This is a genomic window from Pseudomonas sp. LH1G9 (assembly GCF_002949975.1).
In the GTDB taxonomy this organism is placed as follows: domain Bacteria; phylum Pseudomonadota; class Gammaproteobacteria; order Pseudomonadales; family Pseudomonadaceae; genus Aquipseudomonas; species Aquipseudomonas veronii.
The window spans coordinates 2,444,807-2,465,241 of the sequence record NZ_CP026880.1 but is presented as its reverse complement, the minus strand read 5'-3'; the positions used below and the strand labels follow the sequence as shown (position 1 = coordinate 2,465,241).

Below are 20,435 nucleotides of genomic sequence, written 5' to 3'. Positions count from 1 at the left end.
TACGCGGCGCACTTGGGTTTTTCGCGAGCAAGCTCGCTCCTACAAGGGTCAGGTGTTCAGGCGCCGCGAGCGCGGTATTAACATGAGTAAATCTTGTGATCATCAGGAATAAAATGAGTTTGTCTCACTATCGTCATCTGCCGACAATGGCTGCCATTACTACCTACAGTGGAGTTGTAAGTCATGGCAGTCGCTCATTCCCTCGGATTTCCGCGCATTGGACGCGATCGTGAACTGAAAAAAGCGCAGGAAGCGTTTTGGAAGGGCGAACTCGACGAAGCCGGCCTGCACGCTGTCGGCCGCGATTTACGCAAGGCGCATTGGGCCTTGCAAAAACAGGCTGGCATCGAGCTGTTGCCCGTCGGTGATTTTGCCTGGTACGACCAGGTACTCACCCATTCGCTGATGTTCGGTGTGATCCCTGAGCGTTTTCGCCCGGCCGATGGCAAAGCCACCTTGCAGACCTTGTTCGGCATGGCGCGTGGCGTCAGTGACAATTGCTGCGGCGGGGCGCACGCCCAGGAAATGACCAAATGGTTCGACACCAATTACCATTACCTGGTGCCTGAGTTCAGCGTCGACCAGCACTTCCACCTCGGCTGGGACCAGCTCTTCGACGAGGTCAAGGAGGCGCTTGACCTGGGGCACACCGTCAAACCCGTGGTGATCGGCCCGCTGACCTACCTGTGGCTGGGCAAGGCCAAGGGCGGTGATTTCGACAAACTCGAGCTGCTCGACCGCCTGCTGCCCCTGTACGGCCAGATCTTCCAGCGCTTGGCTGACCTGGGCGTGGAGTGGGTGCAGATCGACGAGCCGATTCTGGTACTCGACCTGCCGCAAGCCTGGAAAAACGCCTTCGAGCGTGCCTACAACCTGATCCAGCGTGACCCGCTGAAAAAGCTGGTCGCGACTTACTTCGGTGGCCTGGAAGAAAACCTCGGCCTGGCCGCCAACCTGCCGGTGGATGGCCTGCACATCGATCTGGTGCGCGCACCGGAGCAGTACCCGACCATTCTCGACCGCCTGCCGGCCTACAAGGTGTTGTCCCTTGGGGTCGTCAACGGGCGTAACGTCTGGCGTTGCGACCTGGACAATGCCCTGGCCACCTTGCGGCACGCCCATGAAAAATTGGGCGATCGCTTGTGGGTGGCGCCGTCCTGCTCGTTGTTGCACAGCCCGGTCGACCTGGGCCGTGAAGACCAGCTCGATAACGAGTTGAAAAGCTGGCTGGCGTTCGCCGTACAGAAGTGCGCCGAAGTGGCCGTGCTGGCCCAGGCCGTCGACCAGCCCGACGCGCCGAACGTGCTCGCCGCCCTCGCCGAAAGCCGCGCCGTACAGGCGGCCCGTGCCGCATCGCCGCGCATTCATAAACCGGCGGTGCAAGCCCGCGTGGCGGCAATCACCGCTCAGGACAGCCAGCGCCAGTCGCCGTTTGCCCAGCGCATCGAGACACAACGCGCCGGTCTCAAGTTGCCGCTGTTTCCGACCACCACCATCGGTTCGTTCCCACAAACCGCGTCGATCCGCCTGGCGCGTCAGTCCTACAAACAAGGCAAGTTGAGCGAAGCCGAATACGTCGAGGCGATGCACAGCGAGATTCGTCACGCCGTTGAGGTGCAGGAAAACCTCGGCCTGGACGTATTGGTGCATGGTGAAGCCGAGCGCAATGACATGGTCGAGTACTTCGCCGAGCAATTGGACGGCTACGCCTTCACCCGCTTCGGCTGGGTGCAGAGCTACGGTTCACGCTGTGTGAAACCGGCGGTGATTTTCGGCGACTTGAGCCGCCCGCAGGCGATGACCGTGGCGTGGATCCGCTACGCCCAAGGCCTCACCCGCAAGGTGATGAAAGGCATGCTGACCGGCCCGGTGACCATGCTGATGTGGTCCTTCCCGCGTGAAGACGTGAGCCGTGAAGTGCAGGCGCGTCAACTCGCCCTGGCGATCCGTGACGAAGTGGTCGACCTGGAAGCCGCTGGCATCCAGATCGTGCAGATCGATGAAGCCGCGTTCCGTGAAGGCTTGCCGTTGCGCCAGGCGCAGTGGCAGCACTACCTGGTCTGGGCCACCGAAGTGTTCCGCCTGTGCGCCTGCGGTGTGCGTGACGAAACCCAGATCCATACGCACATGTGCTACAGCGAGTTCAACGATGTGATCGAGTCCATCGCGGCGATGGATGCCGACGTGATCACCATCGAAACCTCGCGCTCGGACATGGAACTGCTGGACGCGTTCGAAGCCTTCGCCTACCCGAACGACATCGGCCCGGGCGTCTATGACATCCACTCGCCACGAGTGCCGGACGCCTCGGAAATGGCCAACCTGCTGCGCAAGGCCGCCAAACGCATTCCAGCAGAACGCTTGTGGGTGAACCCCGACTGCGGCTTGAAAACACGCGGCTGGCCGGAGACGGAAGCGGCCCTGATCCATATGGTCGCGGCGGCGCGGCAACTGCGCGCCGAACTGGCGTAACACGGCCTGACAAGGTGCTAGGGCGCTTGCGCCCTTTCACCGCAGGCGCAGTGACAGGTCACAGGTATTTAAGCCACGCCACATCCCGCCGCCGCGCCTTCAGCCCGGCAAACCAGCGCACCGGCCAATACAGCACCATCGGCAAGAGCAGCGCGACCAGCCATACCGCGCCGACACTGTCGAAGCCGAAGTAGGCGCCATGGTTGAGGCCCAACAGCGCCACGCACGCGACATAGAGCATCTTCAGCACATACAGGTGCAACAGATAAAAGAACATCGGGGCTGCGCCGAATACCGCGAGCACGCCGATCCAGCGCCGCTGCCCCACGCGTTCAAGAGCCAGCAGCAATAACAGGCCAATGCCCAGCGTCAACGCGAGGAACAACAGCGACGGCGGATACTTGGTGACATTGAAAAAGCTCATCAACGTCAGCACGCCGCTGTCATACGCGTGCCACGGCTGCTCGCCATAGCCATTGGCCGCCCGCAACACCACGAATCCCAGCAATGCACCGAGCCCCGCCCGTAACAGGTAACGCTGGCGCAGGGCCGGCGCCATGGCCGTGGCAAACCATGGGCCCAGGCCGTAACCCAGCGCGATCACACCGATCCATGGCAACACCGGGTACGTGATGCGCAATCGCAGGTGATCGGACACCTCGATCCAACTACGCTCATGCAGGAGCGCCCACACAGTCTGCAGCGCTGTCCCTGGAGCGAAGTGCAGCGCGTCCAGCAGGTTATGCCCGGCCATGATCACCAGTGCCAAGCTGATCAGCAGCGGGCGCGGCAACCACAGCAGCGCGGCGAGGGCGATCATGCTCAGGCCAATCGCCCAGATCACCTGCAGGTAGATGACGCTGGGCGGCAGTTGGAAGGTCCAGGCAAAGTTGACCAGGCTGAACTCCAGCACGATCAAGAACAGCCCGCGCTTGAACAGAAAGGCCGACACATCGCCACGGCCCTGGTATTTTTGCCCGTACAACCAGGCGGACAGCCCGGTGAGCAACACAAACACCGGCGCACACAGGTGGGCGAGGGTACGGCTGATAAACAGCGCGGGCTCGGTGCTGTCGAGGCTCATCGGGTCGCTGACCTGACGGTGCAGCAGGAAGGTTTCGCGCACGTGGTCCAGCAGCATGAACAGGATCACCAGGCCGCGCAGGGCGTCGATGGAAAGCAGGCGTTGGCGCAGGGGAGCAGCATCGGTCATGGGCGTGGATCACAAGGGCAGGATGGAAAACGGATGTTATCCTATAACGCATGCGCGCGCCGCTGCGCGAAGTCATCGAGAGCGAACAGGTTCGCGCCTGGCATCGGGAGAGGCTGATCATGAGCAAACCACACAACGACACCCCGCACGCCGTCGTCGATTTCTGGACGCAGGCCGGTCCCAAGCGTTGGTTCGCCAAGGACGCAGCGTTCGACGCGGCGTTTCGCGACACCTTCCACACCACCCATTTGCAAGCGGCGCGGCGTGAGCTGGAGGGCTGGCTGGACTCGGCGCAAGGTGCGCTGGCCTTGCTGATCCTGCTCGATCAGTACCCGCGCAACGCGTTTCGCGGCACAGCGCATATGTTTGCCACGGACCCGTTGGCGCGCTTGTATGCGCGGCGCATGGTGGATGCTGGGCTGGATCAATTGGTCGAACCGGCATTGCGTGCGTTTTGCTATCTGCCGTTTGAGCATTCCGAAGACGCGCAAGACCAGCAACGCTCCCTGCTCCTCAACCAGCAGTTGGATGCCAACACTTACCGTTGGGCCAAGGAACACGCGCGGATCATCGAACGTTTCGGGCGCTTTCCCCACCGCAACGAGGTGCTGGCCAGGACGACCACGGAGGCGGAACGGGCGTTTCTGGAGCAGGGCGGGTTTGCCGGTTGAGGCGCTATTCCGCCGGGGAATGCCCCCATAAAAACTGCGCATTGTCTTTATCGCCGCCGATCTCGTAGCGTGGGGTTTCACTCAAGGAGATCCACCATGAATCAAGCTGCGCTGCGCCTCTACGTTGATTCGCTGTTCACCAGCCCCTACGCGATGTCGGTGTTCGTCACCCTGCGCGAAAAAGGCCTGGCGTTCGACACCGTGCCCCTCGACCTCGATGCCGCGCAACACCAGATGGCGGGCTTTGCCCAACTGTCCATGACCCAACGCGTGCCGACGCTGGTGGACGGCGATTTCTCCCTGTCGGAGTCCTCGGCGATCAGCGAATACCTCGACGAGGCCTACCCCGGAACGGCGGTGTACCCGGCCGACCCGAAGCAGCGGGCGCGGGCGCGGCAGGTCCAGGCGTGGTTGCGCAGCGATTTGCTGCCGATTCGCCAGGAGCGTTCGACGTTGGTGGTGTTCTATGGGCAGAAGATGCCGCCGTTGTCGCCATTGGCCGAAGCTGCCGCCCATCGCTTGATCAGTGCGGCGCAGGTGCTGTTGGCGGGGAATCCGGCGTACTTGTTCGGGGAGTGGTCAATTGCCGATGTGGACCTGGCGGTGATGCTCAACCGCCTGATCCTCAACGGCGACCCTATGCCGGCCGACTTGGTGAGCTATGCGCAGCGCCAATGGCAGCGGCCATCAGTGCAGGAATGGGTCAATCTGCCAAGGCCCGCGCTTTAGGCCATTCCTGCGCGACGCGTCGGTCCAGCTCTTCCCAGTCCGCCATGCCCAGCACGCGGGTGGTGTTCAAACCGCGCAGGTAACCGAGCAATTGCTGGGCGATGGCGTAGGCCTGGTCCGGGTCGGCGGCCTCGTCCAGCAGCACATCTTCATAGACAACCAGGTAATCGGCGACCCGATCGCGAAAATCCGGCAATACGGCTTCGCGGATGCGGTCGAAGGTTTTCTGGTGGGGTTTCATAGCGTGGTCCTTATAGATTTTATGTAAGCACTATTGATTCAGATAATAGTCAGCATCAGAGATTGCAAGTTCTGTTTTTTCCACAAAGGCGGAAAATCTCCCCATCAAGACGCAGTTCAAGGAAATCGCGCGATGAGGACGTTTATTCAACTGGCTTTAATGACCCTGATGATGAGCACTGTGGTCATGATCAACCCGGTAATCGCCGATGAACTGCGTGCAGGCCATTTGCTGTCACTCGGCGCTAGCGTAGACTCGCTGCGGCACGAGCAGTCAGTGGGGGTGCTGTACAGTGAAAACACGGTCGACAACCTCAGCTACCTTGAACGCTACCACGCCACAGCCTTGAATGGCGCCAGAGATGCCCTTGATGGGCGCATCCGGGCGGCGTTCGTCAACAGTTCCGACCCGGAGTTGGCGATTGACTGGTTGATGAATTCGTTGCAAGGCACGTTTTTGTCGGTGACCGTTTACGACACGCTGGATGCGCTCGTGCAGGCTCACCCCGATGTGGTGGTGATGCTCGACACCCATAACCAACTGTTGACCCCGCGTAACGACCTGGTCGAAGCGCATTTTATCGCGCGCTTCTATGACGCGGACCTGCAGTACATCGCCAAGGCCGAAGGCTCGGTGCATAAGCAAGTGCCGTCGGTGTGGACGCATGACAAGGCGGCCCCGGAGATTGCCGCGCAGATCGAGCAGCAGCGCGATGTACAGCTCGATGCCTTGAAACAATTTGATGCGTCGCTCAAGGCATTAGTCCGAGCGGGTTGATGTGAACTTTTCCTTTTATATATTCAGGATTTCTATGCGCTCTTTTTTTGCCCCGGCCCTGGCTGTCGCTTCTTTGTTACTGGCCGGTTGTGTTTCCGCTCCGAATGCTCCGACATTGACCCTGCATACCGCCAAGACCCCCGAAGGTTATATGCAATGCGTGTTGCCCAAACTTGAAAAACACAATCTCACCTCGACCGTGACGCAGAATTCGCGCCACGCCAAGGTGGTGTTGACCAGCAAGGTTGCCGCCGATGATGTACTGGAGGCCTACAAGAGCCAGGACGGCACCAAGGTGTTCCTGTATGAGCGCAAGCCGCTCGCGTCGACCATCACGCCGTCGCGCCTGGAATTGACGGCGCAAGAGTGCAAGTAACCGCAGGCCACCCCTAACTCGGTGGGCGCGAGGGTTGGCTCAAGGGGTTGCTTCGTGGCTGAAGCTGTCGACAACCCTGACCAGCCCTTGAGCCGCCAACGCCACCAATTCAGCGCCTTTCTCCACGGTCGCCAGGGCCGGGTCCGAGCCCATGCGCCCGTCGGGGAAGCGCGCGCGGAAGTCCAACGCTTCACGGATCGGCCCGGTGTTGGCGATCTGCGGCGAATAATCGGCAGACTTGATCGACTCCGGATAAGCCCATTGCGTCACGGCAATTTCCGACGGCGTGGCATGGCTGCCGTGGCCGACCGGGAACTGCCGGTGAGCCAACTCGTTGACGCCGTCCAGATCCCACCAGTTCACCAGCTTCAGCGCAAACCCGGCCGGTTGGCGGGCGAAGCTGGCGGCGGCATACAGCTCGGAAAACGCCGCTTCGATCGTGGCGATGTTGCCGCCATGGCCATTGAGAAACAGGATCTTCTCGAAACCATGCCCGGCCAGCGAACGCACCCAGTCGCCAATCGCGGCAATAAAGGTGGAAGGGCGCAGCGAAATGGTGCCGGGAAAGCCCAGGTGGTGCTGGGCCATGCCGATATTGAAGGTCGGGCCGATCAGGATGTCTGCGTGTAGCTGCGCTTGGTGGGCGATGATTTCCGGGCACATCCAGTCGGTGCCCAGCAGGCCGGTGGGGCCGTGTTGCTCATTCGAGCCGATCGGGATCACCACCGTGCGGCTGCGCTCCAGAAACTGCCCGATCTCGATCCAGGTGGACTTATGTAGAAGCATGCGACGCTCTCTTTATATCGGTGGGGACAGGCTAACCGCCACGGATTGTACGACTACTCGCCACCTGTTGGGGTTTGCAGTTGAGGTAGGTCGAAGACTTCAGCCAGCGCTGGTCCGGGTACCACGAGAACATGAACTGCCCATCCTTGAGTTTGTCCACCACCTGGCGCGCCACCTGCGGACGCACCGCCGGGCAACCCTGGCTGCGGCCGATGCGGCCTTCGCGCTTGCTCCACAACGGGTTGACGTAGTCGGCGGCGTGAATCACCAGGGCACGGTCGCGCGCCTGATCATTGAAGCCTGGCTCCAGGCCGTCCATGCGCAACGAATAGCCATGGGTGCCCAGGTAACTTTCCTGGGTACGGAACAGGCCCAGGCTGGACTGGTGGCTGCCTTCACGATTGGAGAACTGGGTGGCGAAGTTTTCCCCGGACTTCGCCCCGTGGGCCACCAGGTCGCGCAGCACCAGGGTCTTTTTGCGCAAATCGAAAATCCATAGCCGACGAGCGGTCGAAGGCTGGGAATAGTCAATCACGGCCAGGCGCTCGGAACGCTCTTCACCATTATTGACCGCGCACTGCACCGCGTTCAGCGCGCTTTTGAGTACAGTGGGATTGAGTTCTGGAGCCGAGCGCGCCAGGCTGCTATACAAGGAAACAGGGTTGCCGTCGGCGGCGAGCACAACGGTGCTCAGCGTAGCCACGGTCAAGGTCATCAGGCCGAGGCGGCACATAAAAGTCAGCATCTACAGTACATCCCCCCACTGTGGATTGGAGCAAAGCTATTGTTCAAAAAACACGCATGTTACTTGAGCATTTGCTTGCTCGTTGCACCGCTGGTCGCTACAGCCGACGAAGTACCGATGGGCACGTTACCGGTGATTCCAGCCAGCCCGGTCCAACAGGCCCTCGCGCAGTTGCCCAGCGTGTGCCCCAGCCTTGCGTCGCGCATCGACGCGGCGACATTGGCGCGTCTGCAGGCGTTCTATCGGCAGCAGGGCGATGTGCCGCTGTGGGTCGCCGAACGCCGCCAGGCACTGCAAGCGCAGTTGCTGATGCTGGCCGACGACGGCCTGGACCCCACCCACTATAGCCTGCCCCCGGCGAACGCCACGGACAACGTGCTGTGCAGCGATATCGGCAGCAGCGAACAGTACCTGCAAGCCCTGCAGGATTTGCATTACGGGCGCCTGCAGCAATCGCGCTTCGAACCGCTGTGGCATTTCCAGCCACCCACCCGCGACCTGGATACCGAGGTGTTGGCCTTCGCCGCCACCGGGCTGCACGACATGGCGCAAGCCTTCGACCAGGCCCGGCCCAGCACGGATTTATACCGCAGCCTGCGCAACGTCTATTCCACGCTGCGTAAGCAGCCATTACCGCATTGGGACGCGGTCGCCGGCGGGCCGCTGTTGCGCCCCGGCATGGAAGACCCGCGCGTGCCGGAACTGGCGCGGCGCCTCTACCGCGGCGGTTACCTCGCCAGCGAACCCAAGGACAACGGCAAGCAGTACCGCGACGAACTGGTCAAGGCGGTCAAGGCCTTCCAGGTCGGTCACTCATTGCAATCCGACGGCGTGATCGGCGCCGGCACCGTGGCCGAACTCAACATCAGCCCGGCGGTGCGCCGCGAGCAGTTGCGCATCAACCTGGAGCGCTTCCGCTGGCTGAGCCAGGACCTGGAGCCCGAAGGCGTGGTGGTCAACGTCGCCGCCGCGCAATTGAGTGTCTATCAGAGTGGCATCCCGGTGTGGCAAACCCGCTTGCAGGTCGGCCGCGCCGAACGCCAGACACCGCTGCTCAAATCACGCATCAACCGGTTGACCCTCAACCCGACCTGGACCGTGCCGCCCACCATCATGCGCGAGGACAAACTCCCGGCCATCCGCCTCAACCCCGAATACCTGCGCCAGCAGAACCTGCAAGTGCTCGACCCCGAAGGCCGCCCGCTGGCCCCCGAACACATTGACTGGGCCCGCCCCGGCAACATCCTGCTGCGCCAGGGCGCCGGCCCGCGCAACCCGCTGGGCAAGATCGTGCTGCGTTTCCCCAACCCGTACTCGGTGTACCTGCACGACACGCCCAGCCAACCGCTGTTCACCAAAGGCCCGCGTGCGTTCAGCTCGGGTTGTGTGCGGGTCGAACAACCGTTGCTGCTGCGCGACCTGCTGGTGAGCCCGGCGGAGCGCGTTCGCACCGATGAATTGCTGGCCACCGGCGTGACCCATGAATTCCGCCTGGCGACGCCGGTGCCGGTGTTGCTCGGGTACTGGACCGTGGAAGTGGATCGCCAGGGCGAGTTGGTGTATGCGCCCGATATCTACGGGCGCGACCCCGTGTTGATGAAAGCCATGGGGAGTGTGCTCTGATTTGTCACCGCCCACAGCACACGCCATGACGCTGCCTTTCGTGAAGATGCACGCCCACGGCGACGACTTCCTCATCATCGATCGCCGTGGTCTGGATGATCCGATCAGCGCGCAGGTCGCTCGCCGTCTCGGCAATCGTCACACCGGCATCGGCTTCAATCAGTTGGCGGTGGTGCTCGATTGCGCAGACGCTGCCGCACGGATCAAATTCTGGAACCCCAATGGCACGCCCCTGCAAACCTGCGGCAGCGCTACGCGCGGTGTGGCCGAGCGGCTGATGCATGAAGCCGGCACCGATACCATCGTGCTGCGTACCGACCGCGGTTTGCTGACCTGTGTGCGTGAGTCGGGGCAGCGGGTGTCGGTGAATATGGGCGCGCCATCGCTGGGCTGGGCCGCGGTGCCGCTGGCCGAGTCGATGGACACACTGTACTTGCCCCTCGAAGGCGACCCGGCGGCGTGCAGCATGGGCAACCCCCATTGCACCTTCTTTGTCGCGGACCTCGCCGCTGTCGACGTGGCGACCCTGGGCCCAGCCCTGGAAACCCACGTGCTGTTCCCCGCCAGGACCAATGTGCATTTTGTCCAGGTCATCGATCGTGGGCATATTCGCCTGCGGATCTGGGAGCGCGGCGGCGGCGTGCCGCTCGGGTCCGGCTCGTGCTGCTGCGGCGCGGTGGTGAATGGGATTCGCCGCGGCTTGCTCGACGACCGCGTCGAGGTGCAATGCGACGGCGGCACAGTCACCGTGCAGTGGGACGGGCAGGGCGGCGTGGTGTTGACCGGGAGCGTGGAGCCGATCATGCAGGGCATCGTCTATGTGCCCATAGGGTAAATTGAGTTCCGGCAGCGGTTCATCCGGTGCCGGCGGTTGAGCGTCGGCGGAGCGGGTAAAGCCGGTTCACCCCAGCACAATGTAGTCGTTCTGCTGGAGCACCGGCCGGTGCGGGGCTTGGACGAGGTGAAGGTAACGGCCGTCGACCAGATCGATGGGCAGGCAGTCGTCGATGTCCAGCACGCCGTCGGTGTGGGCCTGTGACCAGTGACGCAGCAGCTGTTGCTTGCCTTTGCCCGTCGCTTCCTTTTTGTCGCGGGCAACCACCAGCAGGTAGTGATGCGCCTCGCCAAAGCGGTTGGTCTCATAGCCGCCCAGGTTGATGAAGTACAGGTGCGGCGCGCCGGCCTGGGGCGCCAGGTGGCTGAGTTCGACTTTCCAACCGTCGACGCCATCGACCGCCATCCACGAATCGATATGCACGCCCTTGGGGCTGCCAAACCAGGCATCGCGTAACTGTGGGTAGGTGGCTTCCAGCGTATCCGCCACGGCGAATACCACGTCATGGACTTCGATCCTGGCCCGTGGGTGCTTGCCCCCGAGCATCACGACAAACAGCATTGCAGGCCCTTCCGGCGATTTGGCAAAAGGCAACCATACTTCGATTGAACCCGTTTGTCCGGTGAATGCCACACTGTTAACCCGCGAACCCATCAGGAGATTGTCATGCGAACCATCGATCTGGCCGGTGTTCCGGTCCCTGTCATCGGCCAGGGTACCTGGCGTATGGGCGAAGACCCGGAGCGGCGCCGCGCCGAAGTCGCGGCGTTGCAGTGCGGTATCGACGAGGGCATGACCTTGATCGACACCGCCGAAATGTACGGCGAAGGCGGCGCCGAAAGCGTGGTCGGCGAGGCCATTCGCGGCAAGCGCGAGCAGGTGTTCCTGGTGAGCAAGGTCTACCCCCGCAACGCCAGCCGCCGGGGCGTACCGCGCGCGTGCGATGCCAGCCTCCAGCGCCTGGGCACCGATTACATTGACCTGTACCTGCTGCACTGGCGCGGTCAGTACCCGCTGGCAGAAACCGTCGAGGCGTTCGAGCGCTTGCGCGAAGCCGGCAAGATCGGCCGCTGGGGTGTTTCCAACTTCGATGTGGCCGACCTGCAGGAACTTGCGTCACCGGCCTGCGCGACCAACCAGGTGCTCTACAACATCCAGGAGCGCGGCATCGAATTCGACCTGCTGCCGTGGTGGCAACAACATCACTTGCCGTTGATGGCTTACTGTCCGATCGCGCAAGGCGGCGAATTACTGTCCAGCCCGACCCTCAAGCAGATCGCCCATCGGCATCAGGCGACGCCCGCGCAGGTCGCGCTGGCCTGGGTAGTGCGTCAGGACGGGATGATCGCCATCCCCAAGGCCGTCACGCAAGAGCATGTGCGGCTTAACGCTGCGGCCGCTCAACTGGTGCTGGACGAACACGACCTCGACGCCATCGACCGGGTGTTCGGAGCGCCCAAGCGCAAGCATCCGTTGGCGATGGTGTGAGGCGATAAAACCAGCATGGGGCGTGCCGCGTCAGCCGCTCACGCCATGCAACTCGCAGTATTCGTCCCAGCTCATCCCCGCCATCTGCGCCACTTCCTTATGCACTTCGAGGCGTTGCGCTTCGAATGCCTGGGCGGATTCGGCCGTCAGCTTGAGGGTCAGCTCCCAGGCAAACAGCCCCAGGCGCTCGGCTTCGGCTTCGAACGCCTCATGCAGGCGTTCGGCGCGGTATTGCGCAAGGGTTTCGCCTTTGGCCTGGGCGGCCAGCGGGTTCAGAGTGTCCAGTTGGGTGAGGACATCCGGGTGTGCCTGCAGAAATCGGTCCAGCGCGAGTTGATGGGTATCGCCGGGTTGGGACACAGGTGGGTTCCTCGAAAAAAAGTCAGGCATCTGCGCCGGTGTCTTGGCAAGCCTGTCTACGCCGGGCGCGTTTGCGCATGCGGCGGTTTATCCGGGTGCGTATGGGGTCGAGGACGAAAAGTAACAGGTATGCGGTCAGCACCAGCGTCAGGTCGATCCAGGTTTCGCTGATCGGCCCTAAAAACAGCTCCATAACCGCCTTGGCCAGGTAGAGCAAAGCAACCCCACATAACCACAACAGTGCGTTAAACATCAGTGGGTGCATAGTATTAGACCGTTTGTGTTGTATCTCAAGCCAAGCTCCTTGCTGCTGGCGATTTCAGCGTGTTCCCCTTGCTGCGCGATCCGGGAACCCTGAAAAAGTCGCAGATATTACATCTTGAAACAGGTTTAGGGACTGGTTCTTATCAGAAAGTTCCATCGCTAAAGCGCAAGCGCGCACATGAGCGTGCTGAGGAACCTGAAAAATCAACTGGGCGACCGCAACGGCTTTTCGCGCCGCGCCTGGTCATGTGTGGCGTTGGCCGGTGTGTTCCCGGCCCTGTCTTCGAGGGGCTGCGCGCCGGCCGCGAGGGCGCGCTGTGTGTTATTCGGCGTCGGGGGGCGCCTCGACGCTGACCCGAGCACCCACGGCGATCAGGGTGGTCGTGGTGCTGTACCAGGTTGCGTGCGCGGCGGGTCTAGGCTTGGGCCGATCGGTATTCGCGCTGGGTCTGTTCGATCTCTTCGACCAAGCCCTCGATCCTCGCCAGGCGCGCACGGTTGTCGTGGTCCCACGGATGAAAGCCCGGCTTGAAGTAGTGCAGCCACGGCCGCAGCATCCGCGGGAACACGCCCTTGGGTCCATACAAAAACTTGAGCATGCGCCAGAACCCTTGCACATGCCCGCCGGCCTTGCGGTCGGCAATCAGCAGGCGCAGGTGGAAGTCGAACACCACCAGCCAGAAGAGCAACGTCGTGGTCAGCATGCTCCCGGTGCGCAGCAGGTAACGCAGGGGGCCCGGCTTGATCACGCGGTTCCACACGTCAAACGCCACCGCCTTGTGCTCGGTTTCTTCGAGGGCATGCCAGTACCACATCTGCTGGTAACCCTTGAGTGAATCGCCGAAGCGCGAAGGGTCGCTCAGGAGGATTTCCGCGAGCATCGCGGTGTAATGCTCCAGGGCGATGGTCACCGCCAGGTTGAACGCCGGCGGCAGGTGTTTTTTCTGCAGGTCGAGGAAGAATTTCAGGCGCCGGTCCAGGCGATGTGCCGGCAGGCCTGCGGCTTGCAGCAAGTCGTTATAGGCGAGGTGTTCGCGGCTGTGCATGGCCTCCTGGCCGATAAAACCCTGGATCTCCTGTTTCAGCGCCGGGTCATCGATGCGTTGGCGGTAGTGGCGCACGCTGTCCATGAAAAACAGCTCGCCCTGGGGAAACAGCAACGACAACGCATTGAAAAAATGCGTGATGAACGGACCTTGTTCGTGCCAGTCCTTGATGCGTTCGGCCGGCAAGGCAAAGCGGATATCGCGACGGATCGGTAGCATGGGGCTTGCTCCTGTTCAGAGACGGCTCTCGTCGTTGCTGTCAAACAGCGGCGTTGGGCGTTTGGGGACCATGCGCTTGCTGGCGAACACCACCAGCGCTTGATAGGCCGCCGGCAGGCAGCGGGTGAGCAGGTCGAGAACATACGCATCGCGGCCGATGAGCACGCGGCGTTTATTCTTGCGCACGCCCTGCAGGATCACTTTGGCGGCCTGGTCGGCGTCGGTGATGAACAGCTTTTCGAAGTCGGCGCGGGCCTGCTGTTCGCTGTGGATCAGAAAGCCGGTCATGTTGGCGTCGATGCGGCTGCTACGGCAGATATCGGTGCGGATGCCGCCGGGGTGGACACAACTGGCCGAGACGCCGCAACGTTGCAGGTCCAACTCCTGGCGTAGGGCTTCGGTAAAGCCGCGCACCGCGAATTTGCTGGCGTTGTAGCCGCTCATGCCGGGCTGGGCAAACAGCCCGAACACGCTGGACGTGTTGACCACATGGCCGTCGCCGCTGGCCTTGAGATATGGCAGGAAGGCCTTGGTCCCGTACACCACGCCCCAGAAGTTGATGCCGATGATCCATTCCAGATCGCTGTAGTCCACGCCTTCGACGGTGCTCGACAGCGCCACTCCGGCGTTGTTGAAGATCAGGTTGACCTGGCCGTGCTCGGCAGCGCAGCGCGCCGCCCAGTCTTGCATGGCGTGCCGGTCGGACACATCCAGCACCTGGGTGGTCACCCGCACCGGCGCCAGGGTGGCGGTTTGAATCAACGCCACGGTCTGTTCCAGGCCTTGGCTGTTCTTGTCCGCCAGCGCCAGGTGGCAACCTTCGCGCGCCAGGGCCAGGGCCAATGCGCGGCCCATGCCGGATGCCGCGCCGGTGATCGCCGCCACGCGGCCATTGAACGACTTCATGACAGGCTCCCTTCTGCGGTGGAATGTGGCGCAGCCATTGCGCGGGGCGCCGCGTCAATCGGTGCCATGCTGGCGACATAATCCTTGAGCGCAAAATGCCGGGTGATCTGCTTGAAGCGCCAGGTCGAGCCGGGCCACAGGGTGGTGTTCTTGCCGGTGCGAGGGTCGAGGTACCAGCTCCGGCAGCCGCCGGTGTTCCAGATGGTGCGCGTGAGTTTGTCCTGCAATTGGTGGTTGTAGGCTTGTTCCACCGCGGGTTTGACCTCCACTGTGGCAATGCGGTGGCGCTGCATTTGTTGCAGCGCATCGAGGATGTAAGCGACCTGGGCTTCGATCATCAGGATCATCGAGTTATGCCCCAGGCCGGTGTTGGGGCCGATGATCAGGAACAGGTTCGGGTAGCCCGGCACCGTGCTGCCTTTGTAGGCATGGGCGCCGTCGTGCCAGGCGTCCATCAGGTCGACGCCGTGACGCCCGATGATGCAGTCGCGGGGCAGCGGGTCGGTGGCCTGGAACCCGGTGCCGAAGATCAGGCAATCGGCCGGGTGCTTGACGCCGTCGGCGGTGATCACGCCATCGGCTTCGATGCGCAGCACGCTGTCGGTCACCACCTGCACATTGCTGCGCGACAACGCTGGGTAATAGTCGTTGGAGATCAGCACGCGCTTGCAGCCGAGGGTGTAGTCCGGCGTCAGCGCCTTGCGCAGGGCAGGGCGGGTGACGTGTTTGTGCAAGTGGCGCAGGGCGACTTTCTGCACCATCTTCATCAGCCGTGGGTGCCGGGCAAAGCCCACCACGCGGGCTTCCAGCGCCCAATACAAGGCGCCGCGCACCAGCCGTTGGGTGAAGGGCAGGTGCTTGAATGCCCAGCGCTCAACGCGGGAAATCGCTCGGTCGGGCTTGGGCATGATCCATGGCGGGGTGCGCTGGAACAGGTCCAAATGGGCGACCTGCGGCGCGATCTGCGGCACGAACTGAATGGCACTGGCGCCGGTGCCGATCACCGCCACGCGCTTGCCCTTCAGGGCATAGGCGTGGTCCCACTGCTGGGAGTGAAAGCGCTGGCCTTTGAAGCTGTCCAGCCCCGGGATATCCGGCAGCGCGGGGCGAGACAAGCCGCCCATGCCCGACACCAGCACCCGCGCGCTGACCTGGCGCCCATTGCTGAAGCTCAGCTGCCAGCGTTGTTGCTGCTCATCAAACACCGCACGTTGCAGGCCCATGCCGAAGCGCAGATACGGCGCCAGCGCGAAACGTCGGGCGCATTGCTCCAGGTAGGCGCGGATCTCCGCTTGCGCGGCGAATTGGCGGGTCCAGTGCGGGTTGGGCGCAAACGAAAACGAATAGACGTGGGACTGCACATCGCAGGCGCAGCCAGGGTAGTGGTTGTCGCGCCAGGTGCCGCCGAGTGTCTCGGCCTGTTCGGCGATAAAGAAGTCGCTAAAGCCGGCTTCCTTGAGCTTGATCGCCATGCACAGGCCGGCGAAGCCTGAGCCGATGATGGCGATGTCGATGGAATCACTGTGGGCATTCATAGGCGGGCCTGCGTGGGCATCGGATGTGCTCCTGTTTTTGTTTTGTCTTTTTAGATAGAACACCATTGCAAAGGAAAATTGAATTACTTATTTTAAAAAATATTTTAAATAATCTACCTGAAAATATCGCCTAGGCTAGTCCCTGGCTCCTTATGTGCGACGGTATGCACGAAGTTTAGGTCCAGGGTGTGGGCGATGGCTGAGGCCTTGATCAATTCCGGTCGGGCGGTCGGCAGCAGGGAAGCAGAGGACCGAGCTATGGCTGTCGAATGGGTTATCGCTGCGGGTGTGCTGGTCGGTGCGAGCGTGGTGGCATGGGGCTTCAGTGCCTGGATGACACGGCGCATCGAAGCGGCCGTTCCAAGTAACGGGCGCTTTGTGGACGTCGATGGCGAGCGCTTTCATTATCTCGACGAGGGCAAGGGCCCACCGCTGGTGATGATTCACGGGCTGATGGGCAGCAGTCGCAACCTGACCTACGCCTTGTCGGGGCAGTTGCGCGAGCATTTCCGGGTCATCACGCTCGACCGACCTGGCTCGGGCTATTCGACCCGGCATCCGGGCACGGCGGCGGACCTGCCGGCCCAGGCCCGGCAAATCGCGGCTTTTATCCAGGCGCTGGGCCTGGATCGACCGCTGGTGCTGGGGCATTCCCTCGGCGGCGCGGTGGCCCTGGCGCTGGCCCTCGACCATCCCCACGCGGTCTCCGGGTTGATCCTGGTGGCACCGCTGACCCATCCCCAGCGCCTGTTGCCGCTGGTGTTCCTGTCATTGGCGGTGCGCCCGGCGTGGCTGCGTCGCTGGCTGTCGCACACGCTGACGATGCCGATCGGCCTGCTGACCAAAGGCTCGGTGGTCAAGGGCGTGTTCGCCCCCGATCCTGCACCAGCGGACTTCGCTACACGCGGCGGCGGGCTGCTCGGCATGCGCCCGGCCAACTTCTACGCGGCCTCCACCGAGATCAACCAGGTCAACGATCACCTGCCGGGCATGGTCAAGCGCTACCCGCAACTGACCCTGCCCATCGGCCTGATCTACGGCGCAAAGGACAAGGTGCTGGACTTTCAAAAACACGGCCAGGCCCTCGCGAGCCGGGTGCCCGGCCTCAAGCTGCAACTGGTGGAGGGGCGCGGCCATATGTTGCCGATCACCGCGACGGAGCGTGTTGTGGCGGTGGTGGAACAGGTGGCCAAACGGGCCCGATCACCGCAAAACACCACCGTCCTGCATCCACCGTTGGCCCTGGCGGACAAATAATCGGGCCATCCGAGTCGCGGCACAACGGCGTCAATGCGCGCTCTAGACACCTGACCAGCCAGCTGAAAAAGAGACTGCTCGGTCACGCAAAAAAGGGCTCGATAAACTAGTTGACGACCTAACGATTCCGCGTTATTTATTTAAAAAAATATTTCAATGTTTGTTTTGAAATGATTTTTGAAATGCCTAAGAGCGAATAACAATGAAAAAAACGTCTTTTATCGCATGGTTGATTTCCCGGAGCCTTCCGCGCTCCTCGAACCTGTTTTGCACCTGCCTCGTCCGGAGGTTGCCATGAATCAGACCCTGGCCACCCCGCAGGTCTGGGCCGACGGCAAACGCCACCTGTGGTGGCTTGGCATCCTGCCCCTGGCAACGCCTTTACTCTCCGGCACACTGGCAATCACCAGCGGCGTGCAACAACTGTGGTGGGTTGGCGTATTGGTGATCTTCGGCCTCATCCCGCTGATCGATGGCCTGTTGGGCGAAGACGTGAGTAACCCGCCCGAGTCCGCCGTCAACCACCTCGAATCGCAACGCTATTACCGCTGGATCATCTACACCGGCGTGCTGTTCGTCATCGCTTCGGTGGTGATCACCGGTTGGCTGGCGGCCGGCGGTATCGACTGGATCATCAACGGCGGTTTGCTCCAGGCCACCGCCGCGCTGGAACCTTCGAGCTGGCTGGCGAAAACGGCCGCCTATCTCACCTCGCGCACCCAACTGCACGGCCAGGTCAGTGCGTTCACGTACCTGGGCATGGCCATGTCCACGGGCGCGGCGACTGGCATCGCGATCAACACCGCCCACGAGCTGGGGCACAAACCCAAGCCGCTGGAAGTGTTCCTGGCCAAAGTCACTTTGGCGCCGACGTTCTACGGGCACTTCTATACCGAACACAATCGGGGCCATCACGTCCGTGTCGCCACCCCGGAAGATCCGGCCAGCTCGCGGCTGGGGGAAAGTTTCTGGGCTTTCCTGCCGCGCTCGGTGTGGTTCAGCGCACGCTCGGCGTGGAACCTGGAGCGCGAACGCCTGCGCAAACTCGGCCTGCCGGCCTGGCACTGGAAAAACGCCGTGCTCAGCGCCTGGCTGTACAGCGTGGTGTTGTGGGGCGCGATGATTGCCTGGTTGGGGGCGGCGGTGATTCCGTTCCTGATCATCCAGGGCATCTACGGCTTCTCGCTGCTGGAAGTGGTGAACTACGTCGAACACTACGGCCTTAAACGCCAGAAGTTGCCCAACGGCCGTTATGAGCGTTGCTCGCCGCGACACTCGTGGAACAGTAACCGGATCGTGACCAATATCTTTCTGTTCCAACTGCAACGGCACTCCGATCATCACGCCAATCCGACGCGCAGTTATCAATCGTTGCGTCACTTCGATGAATCGCCGCAACTTCCCTACGGTTATGCAAGCATGATTGTCTGGGCTTACGTGCCGTATTTGTGGCGACGACGGATGGACCATCGGGTGCTCAGGCATTATGCCGGGGATATCACTCTGACCAATCTTCAACCGTCCAAGCGTTTGCACTATCTGAAACAATACGGCGGCAATAGCAAAACGTTCTGAGATGAACTGAAAAAGTTACCTGGCGTGCTCGGGATCTTTGTATCGCGCGGTTTCTTATCGCCCAGCGTTTATCGATTTCATTGCAAGAGAGTTGTTTGACCCCACAAAAATAAAAGCAAGGGAAGGACGTTCACCATGCAAACACCTGCCAAGTTCACTGCCCATATCTTATTGGCGGCATTGGGTCTGATTGTCTATCAGCAAGCCCAGGCTGCCCGTATTGAACCTGCCGGCAGTGCGTTTACTGCCCAAGGGCCCATCAGTTTTTCCAAAGGCAAGCTGATCAGTGCCGACTGCACCATCAAGGTGGCGGGCAAGGTTGCCGCCGACGGTTCGTCCGTCAATGTCGACAAGGTCGAATTCGACGGCGGCCTCAAGTGCAGCCGGGTCGAAGCGATCAACCTGCCGTGGATCTTGGTGGCCAAAGACACCCAAAGCGGCTCGATGTCGAAGATCAGCGTGGACGTCCACGCCTTCGGCCTGGGCGGCAAGTGCGGCCCCTCCACGGCCGACGGCACCTGGGATAACGCCACCGGCAAGTTGGAAGCCGCCAATGTACCGATTGGCGAAGACTGCAAGATCAAGACGGTGTCGATCAAGATGCCGGCCAACTTCAAAGTTGTCGAATAGATATATCCGATAGTTGCAGCGGTAATTGAATTGAAATTTGGCTGGAAAGGGAAGTTCTGCAGTTTCTCCGTGACCTCTCGTTCATGGCCATTACCCCTGGCGAATGACTCGCCATAACATGTGAGGAAAAATAATGAAAAGTTTGAAAACTCTCGTGTCGTTGTCTGCTTTGGCCGTGTGCATGGGTGCGGCCTCGATGGCTAATGCTGTCAGCATTAGCCCAGATGGAGCTTTCAGTACCTCCAGCGGTACTATTGTAGTGAAGTCGCCATCTTCATTTGGTGCTGCAGTGACTTGCGGTATTACCTTTAAAGGGAACGTTACATCTGGCGTGGCGACCATCAACGACGCGAAGCTCACCGGTGGGGGGCTTTGCGATTTGCCGGTACTGAAGAATATCCCCACCCCTGGCTGGGTATTGACTGCCACTAGTCTTTCGGGCGGCACAGTAACCAACGTTGGCTACACCATCACCAAGCCACTGATTCCGCTAACTGATTGCGGCCCTGACACTATCAACGTGACTTGGAACAACAGTACTCACGCATTGACCGCAAACAACCAGACGTTGACTGGCCACACATCCGGCACTAGTCCGAACTGCGTTGTGCAGTCTCTGACTGTGACGGCGCCAAGTCTGACCATTGTTCCTTGATGCAGTAACTCCATAAAGGGCTGATCACCCGT

Annotated in this window: 22 protein-coding genes; 12 read left to right on the top strand and 10 right to left on the bottom strand. The window is 61.6% G+C overall.

Going from position 1 to position 20,435, the window contains the following annotated elements; genetic code table 11:
• Nucleotides 1-183: 183 nt before the first annotated feature.
• Complete coding sequence (gene metE, locus C5F70_RS11355) at nucleotides 184-2,472, top strand: 5-methyltetrahydropteroyltriglutamate--homocysteine S-methyltransferase (protein WP_104903337.1); 2,289 nt, start codon at nucleotides 184-186, stop codon at nucleotides 2,470-2,472.
• A gap of 58 nt (nucleotides 2,473-2,530) precedes the next feature.
• Here metE and C5F70_RS11350 read toward each other — a convergent pair whose 3' ends face one another.
• Complete coding sequence (locus tag C5F70_RS11350) at nucleotides 2,531-3,685, bottom strand: DUF1624 domain-containing protein (RefSeq protein WP_104903336.1); 1,155 nt, start codon at nucleotides 3,683-3,685, stop codon at nucleotides 2,531-2,533.
• 119 nt (nucleotides 3,686-3,804) lie between these two features.
• Here C5F70_RS11350 and C5F70_RS11345 point away from each other — a divergent pair, with 119 nt between their 5' ends.
• Nucleotides 3,805-4,356, top strand: coding sequence for a DUF924 family protein (locus tag C5F70_RS11345; RefSeq protein WP_046484530.1), 552 nt, complete (start codon nucleotides 3,805-3,807; stop codon nucleotides 4,354-4,356).
• 96 nt (nucleotides 4,357-4,452) lie between these two features.
• A complete protein-coding gene (gene yfcF / locus C5F70_RS11340; protein WP_104903335.1) occupies nucleotides 4,453-5,085 on the top strand; it encodes a glutathione transferase in 633 nt (210 codons plus the stop codon).
• Here the strand turns inward: yfcF and C5F70_RS11335 are convergent.
• Complete coding sequence (locus tag C5F70_RS11335) at nucleotides 5,060-5,326, bottom strand: hypothetical protein (RefSeq protein WP_017846521.1); 267 nt, start codon at nucleotides 5,324-5,326, stop codon at nucleotides 5,060-5,062. The genes yfcF and C5F70_RS11335 overlap by 26 nt on opposite strands.
• Before the next feature lie 132 nt (nucleotides 5,327-5,458).
• Between C5F70_RS11335 and C5F70_RS11330 the strand changes: the two genes are divergently transcribed.
• Together C5F70_RS11330 and C5F70_RS11325 are read left to right on the top strand one after the other, a co-directional pair.
• Nucleotides 5,459-6,103, top strand: a complete 645-nt coding sequence (locus C5F70_RS11330; RefSeq protein ID WP_026139963.1) for a hypothetical protein — start codon at nucleotides 5,459-5,461, stop codon at nucleotides 6,101-6,103.
• A 34-nt stretch (nucleotides 6,104-6,137) separates the two neighbouring features.
• Nucleotides 6,138-6,479, top strand: a complete 342-nt coding sequence (locus tag C5F70_RS11325) for a hypothetical protein (RefSeq protein ID WP_046383680.1) — start codon at nucleotides 6,138-6,140, stop codon at nucleotides 6,477-6,479.
• Between the two features lie 39 nt (nucleotides 6,480-6,518).
• On the opposite strand, the gene C5F70_RS11320 is transcribed toward C5F70_RS11325, so the two are convergent.
• Both C5F70_RS11320 and C5F70_RS11315 read right to left on the bottom strand, forming a co-directional pair.
• Nucleotides 6,519-7,265 carry a creatininase family protein gene (locus C5F70_RS11320; protein WP_104903334.1) on the bottom strand — a complete coding sequence of 249 codons (747 nt, stop codon included), beginning with the start codon at nucleotides 7,263-7,265 and terminating at the stop codon, nucleotides 6,519-6,521.
• 31 nt (nucleotides 7,266-7,296) lie between these two features.
• A complete protein-coding gene (locus C5F70_RS11315) occupies nucleotides 7,297-8,010 on the bottom strand; it encodes a murein L,D-transpeptidase catalytic domain family protein (RefSeq protein WP_017846517.1) in 714 nt (237 codons plus the stop codon).
• A gap of 39 nt (nucleotides 8,011-8,049) precedes the next feature.
• Between C5F70_RS11315 and C5F70_RS11310 the strand changes: the two genes are divergently transcribed.
• Both C5F70_RS11310 and dapF read left to right on the top strand, forming a co-directional pair.
• On the top strand, nucleotides 8,050-9,633 hold the full coding sequence (locus C5F70_RS11310) for a murein L,D-transpeptidase (RefSeq protein ID WP_017846516.1): 1,584 nt from the start codon (nucleotides 8,050-8,052) through the stop codon (nucleotides 9,631-9,633).
• Nucleotides 9,634-9,658: 25 nt separating this feature from the next.
• A complete protein-coding gene (gene dapF, locus C5F70_RS11305; protein ID WP_102617584.1) occupies nucleotides 9,659-10,468 on the top strand; it encodes a diaminopimelate epimerase in 810 nt (269 codons plus the stop codon).
• A 66-nt stretch (nucleotides 10,469-10,534) separates the two neighbouring features.
• Here the strand turns inward: dapF and C5F70_RS11300 are convergent, their stop codons facing one another.
• Nucleotides 10,535-11,029 carry a DUF1543 domain-containing protein gene (locus tag C5F70_RS11300; RefSeq protein WP_017846514.1) on the bottom strand — a complete coding sequence of 165 codons (495 nt, stop codon included), beginning with the start codon at nucleotides 11,027-11,029 and terminating at the stop codon, nucleotides 10,535-10,537.
• A gap of 105 nt (nucleotides 11,030-11,134) precedes the next feature.
• On the opposite strand from C5F70_RS11300, the gene C5F70_RS11295 reads away from it, so the two are divergent.
• The gene (locus tag C5F70_RS11295) at nucleotides 11,135-11,956 is read left to right on the top strand and encodes an aldo/keto reductase (RefSeq protein ID WP_104903333.1); all 822 of its coding nucleotides are present in this window, start codon (nucleotides 11,135-11,137) and stop codon (nucleotides 11,954-11,956) included.
• A gap of 30 nt (nucleotides 11,957-11,986) precedes the next feature.
• Here the strand turns inward: C5F70_RS11295 and C5F70_RS11290 are convergent, their stop codons facing one another.
• The 5 genes from C5F70_RS11290 to C5F70_RS11270 all read right to left on the bottom strand — a co-directional run bounded on the left by C5F70_RS11290 (nucleotide 11,987) and on the right by C5F70_RS11270 (nucleotide 16,286).
• A complete protein-coding gene (locus C5F70_RS11290; protein WP_046383675.1) occupies nucleotides 11,987-12,316 on the bottom strand; it encodes a DUF6388 family protein in 330 nt (109 codons plus the stop codon).
• A gap of 22 nt (nucleotides 12,317-12,338) precedes the next feature.
• The gene (locus C5F70_RS11285) at nucleotides 12,339-12,569 is read right to left on the bottom strand and encodes a hypothetical protein (RefSeq protein WP_226927611.1); all 231 of its coding nucleotides are present in this window, start codon (nucleotides 12,567-12,569) and stop codon (nucleotides 12,339-12,341) included.
• A gap of 427 nt (nucleotides 12,570-12,996) precedes the next feature.
• A complete protein-coding gene (locus C5F70_RS11280) occupies nucleotides 12,997-13,845 on the bottom strand; it encodes a metal-dependent hydrolase (RefSeq protein ID WP_046383674.1) in 849 nt (282 codons plus the stop codon).
• Between the two features lie 15 nt (nucleotides 13,846-13,860).
• Nucleotides 13,861-14,751: an SDR family oxidoreductase gene (locus tag C5F70_RS11275; RefSeq protein WP_104903332.1), complete on the bottom strand. Its 891-nt coding sequence runs from the start codon at nucleotides 14,749-14,751 to the stop codon at nucleotides 13,861-13,863.
• The gene (locus C5F70_RS11270) at nucleotides 14,748-16,286 is read right to left on the bottom strand and encodes an NAD(P)/FAD-dependent oxidoreductase (protein WP_104903331.1); all 1,539 of its coding nucleotides are present in this window, start codon (nucleotides 16,284-16,286) and stop codon (nucleotides 14,748-14,750) included. Before C5F70_RS11270 ends, C5F70_RS11275 begins: the two co-directional genes overlap by 4 nt.
• Nucleotides 16,287-16,544: 258 nt before the next feature.
• Between C5F70_RS11270 and C5F70_RS11265 the strand changes: the two genes are divergently transcribed.
• The 4 genes from C5F70_RS11265 to praB all read left to right on the top strand — a co-directional run bounded on the left by C5F70_RS11265 (nucleotide 16,545) and on the right by praB (nucleotide 20,403).
• Nucleotides 16,545-17,543, top strand: a complete 999-nt coding sequence (locus tag C5F70_RS11265) for an alpha/beta fold hydrolase (RefSeq protein ID WP_046484500.1) — start codon at nucleotides 16,545-16,547, stop codon at nucleotides 17,541-17,543.
• 294 nt (nucleotides 17,544-17,837) lie between these two features.
• Nucleotides 17,838-19,118, top strand: a complete 1,281-nt coding sequence (locus tag C5F70_RS11260) for an alkane 1-monooxygenase (RefSeq protein WP_104903330.1) — start codon at nucleotides 17,838-17,840, stop codon at nucleotides 19,116-19,118.
• Nucleotides 19,119-19,253: 135 nt separating this feature from the next.
• Nucleotides 19,254-19,748 (top strand): alkane oxidation protein activator PraA, encoded by a 495-nt coding sequence (praA, locus tag C5F70_RS11255; RefSeq protein ID WP_046484504.1) that lies wholly within the window; start codon nucleotides 19,254-19,256, stop codon nucleotides 19,746-19,748.
• Between the two features lie 133 nt (nucleotides 19,749-19,881).
• Nucleotides 19,882-20,403, top strand: a complete 522-nt coding sequence (gene praB / locus C5F70_RS11250) for an alkane oxidation protein activator PraB (RefSeq protein ID WP_079444031.1) — start codon at nucleotides 19,882-19,884, stop codon at nucleotides 20,401-20,403.
• Nucleotides 20,404-20,435 lie beyond the last annotated feature (32 nt).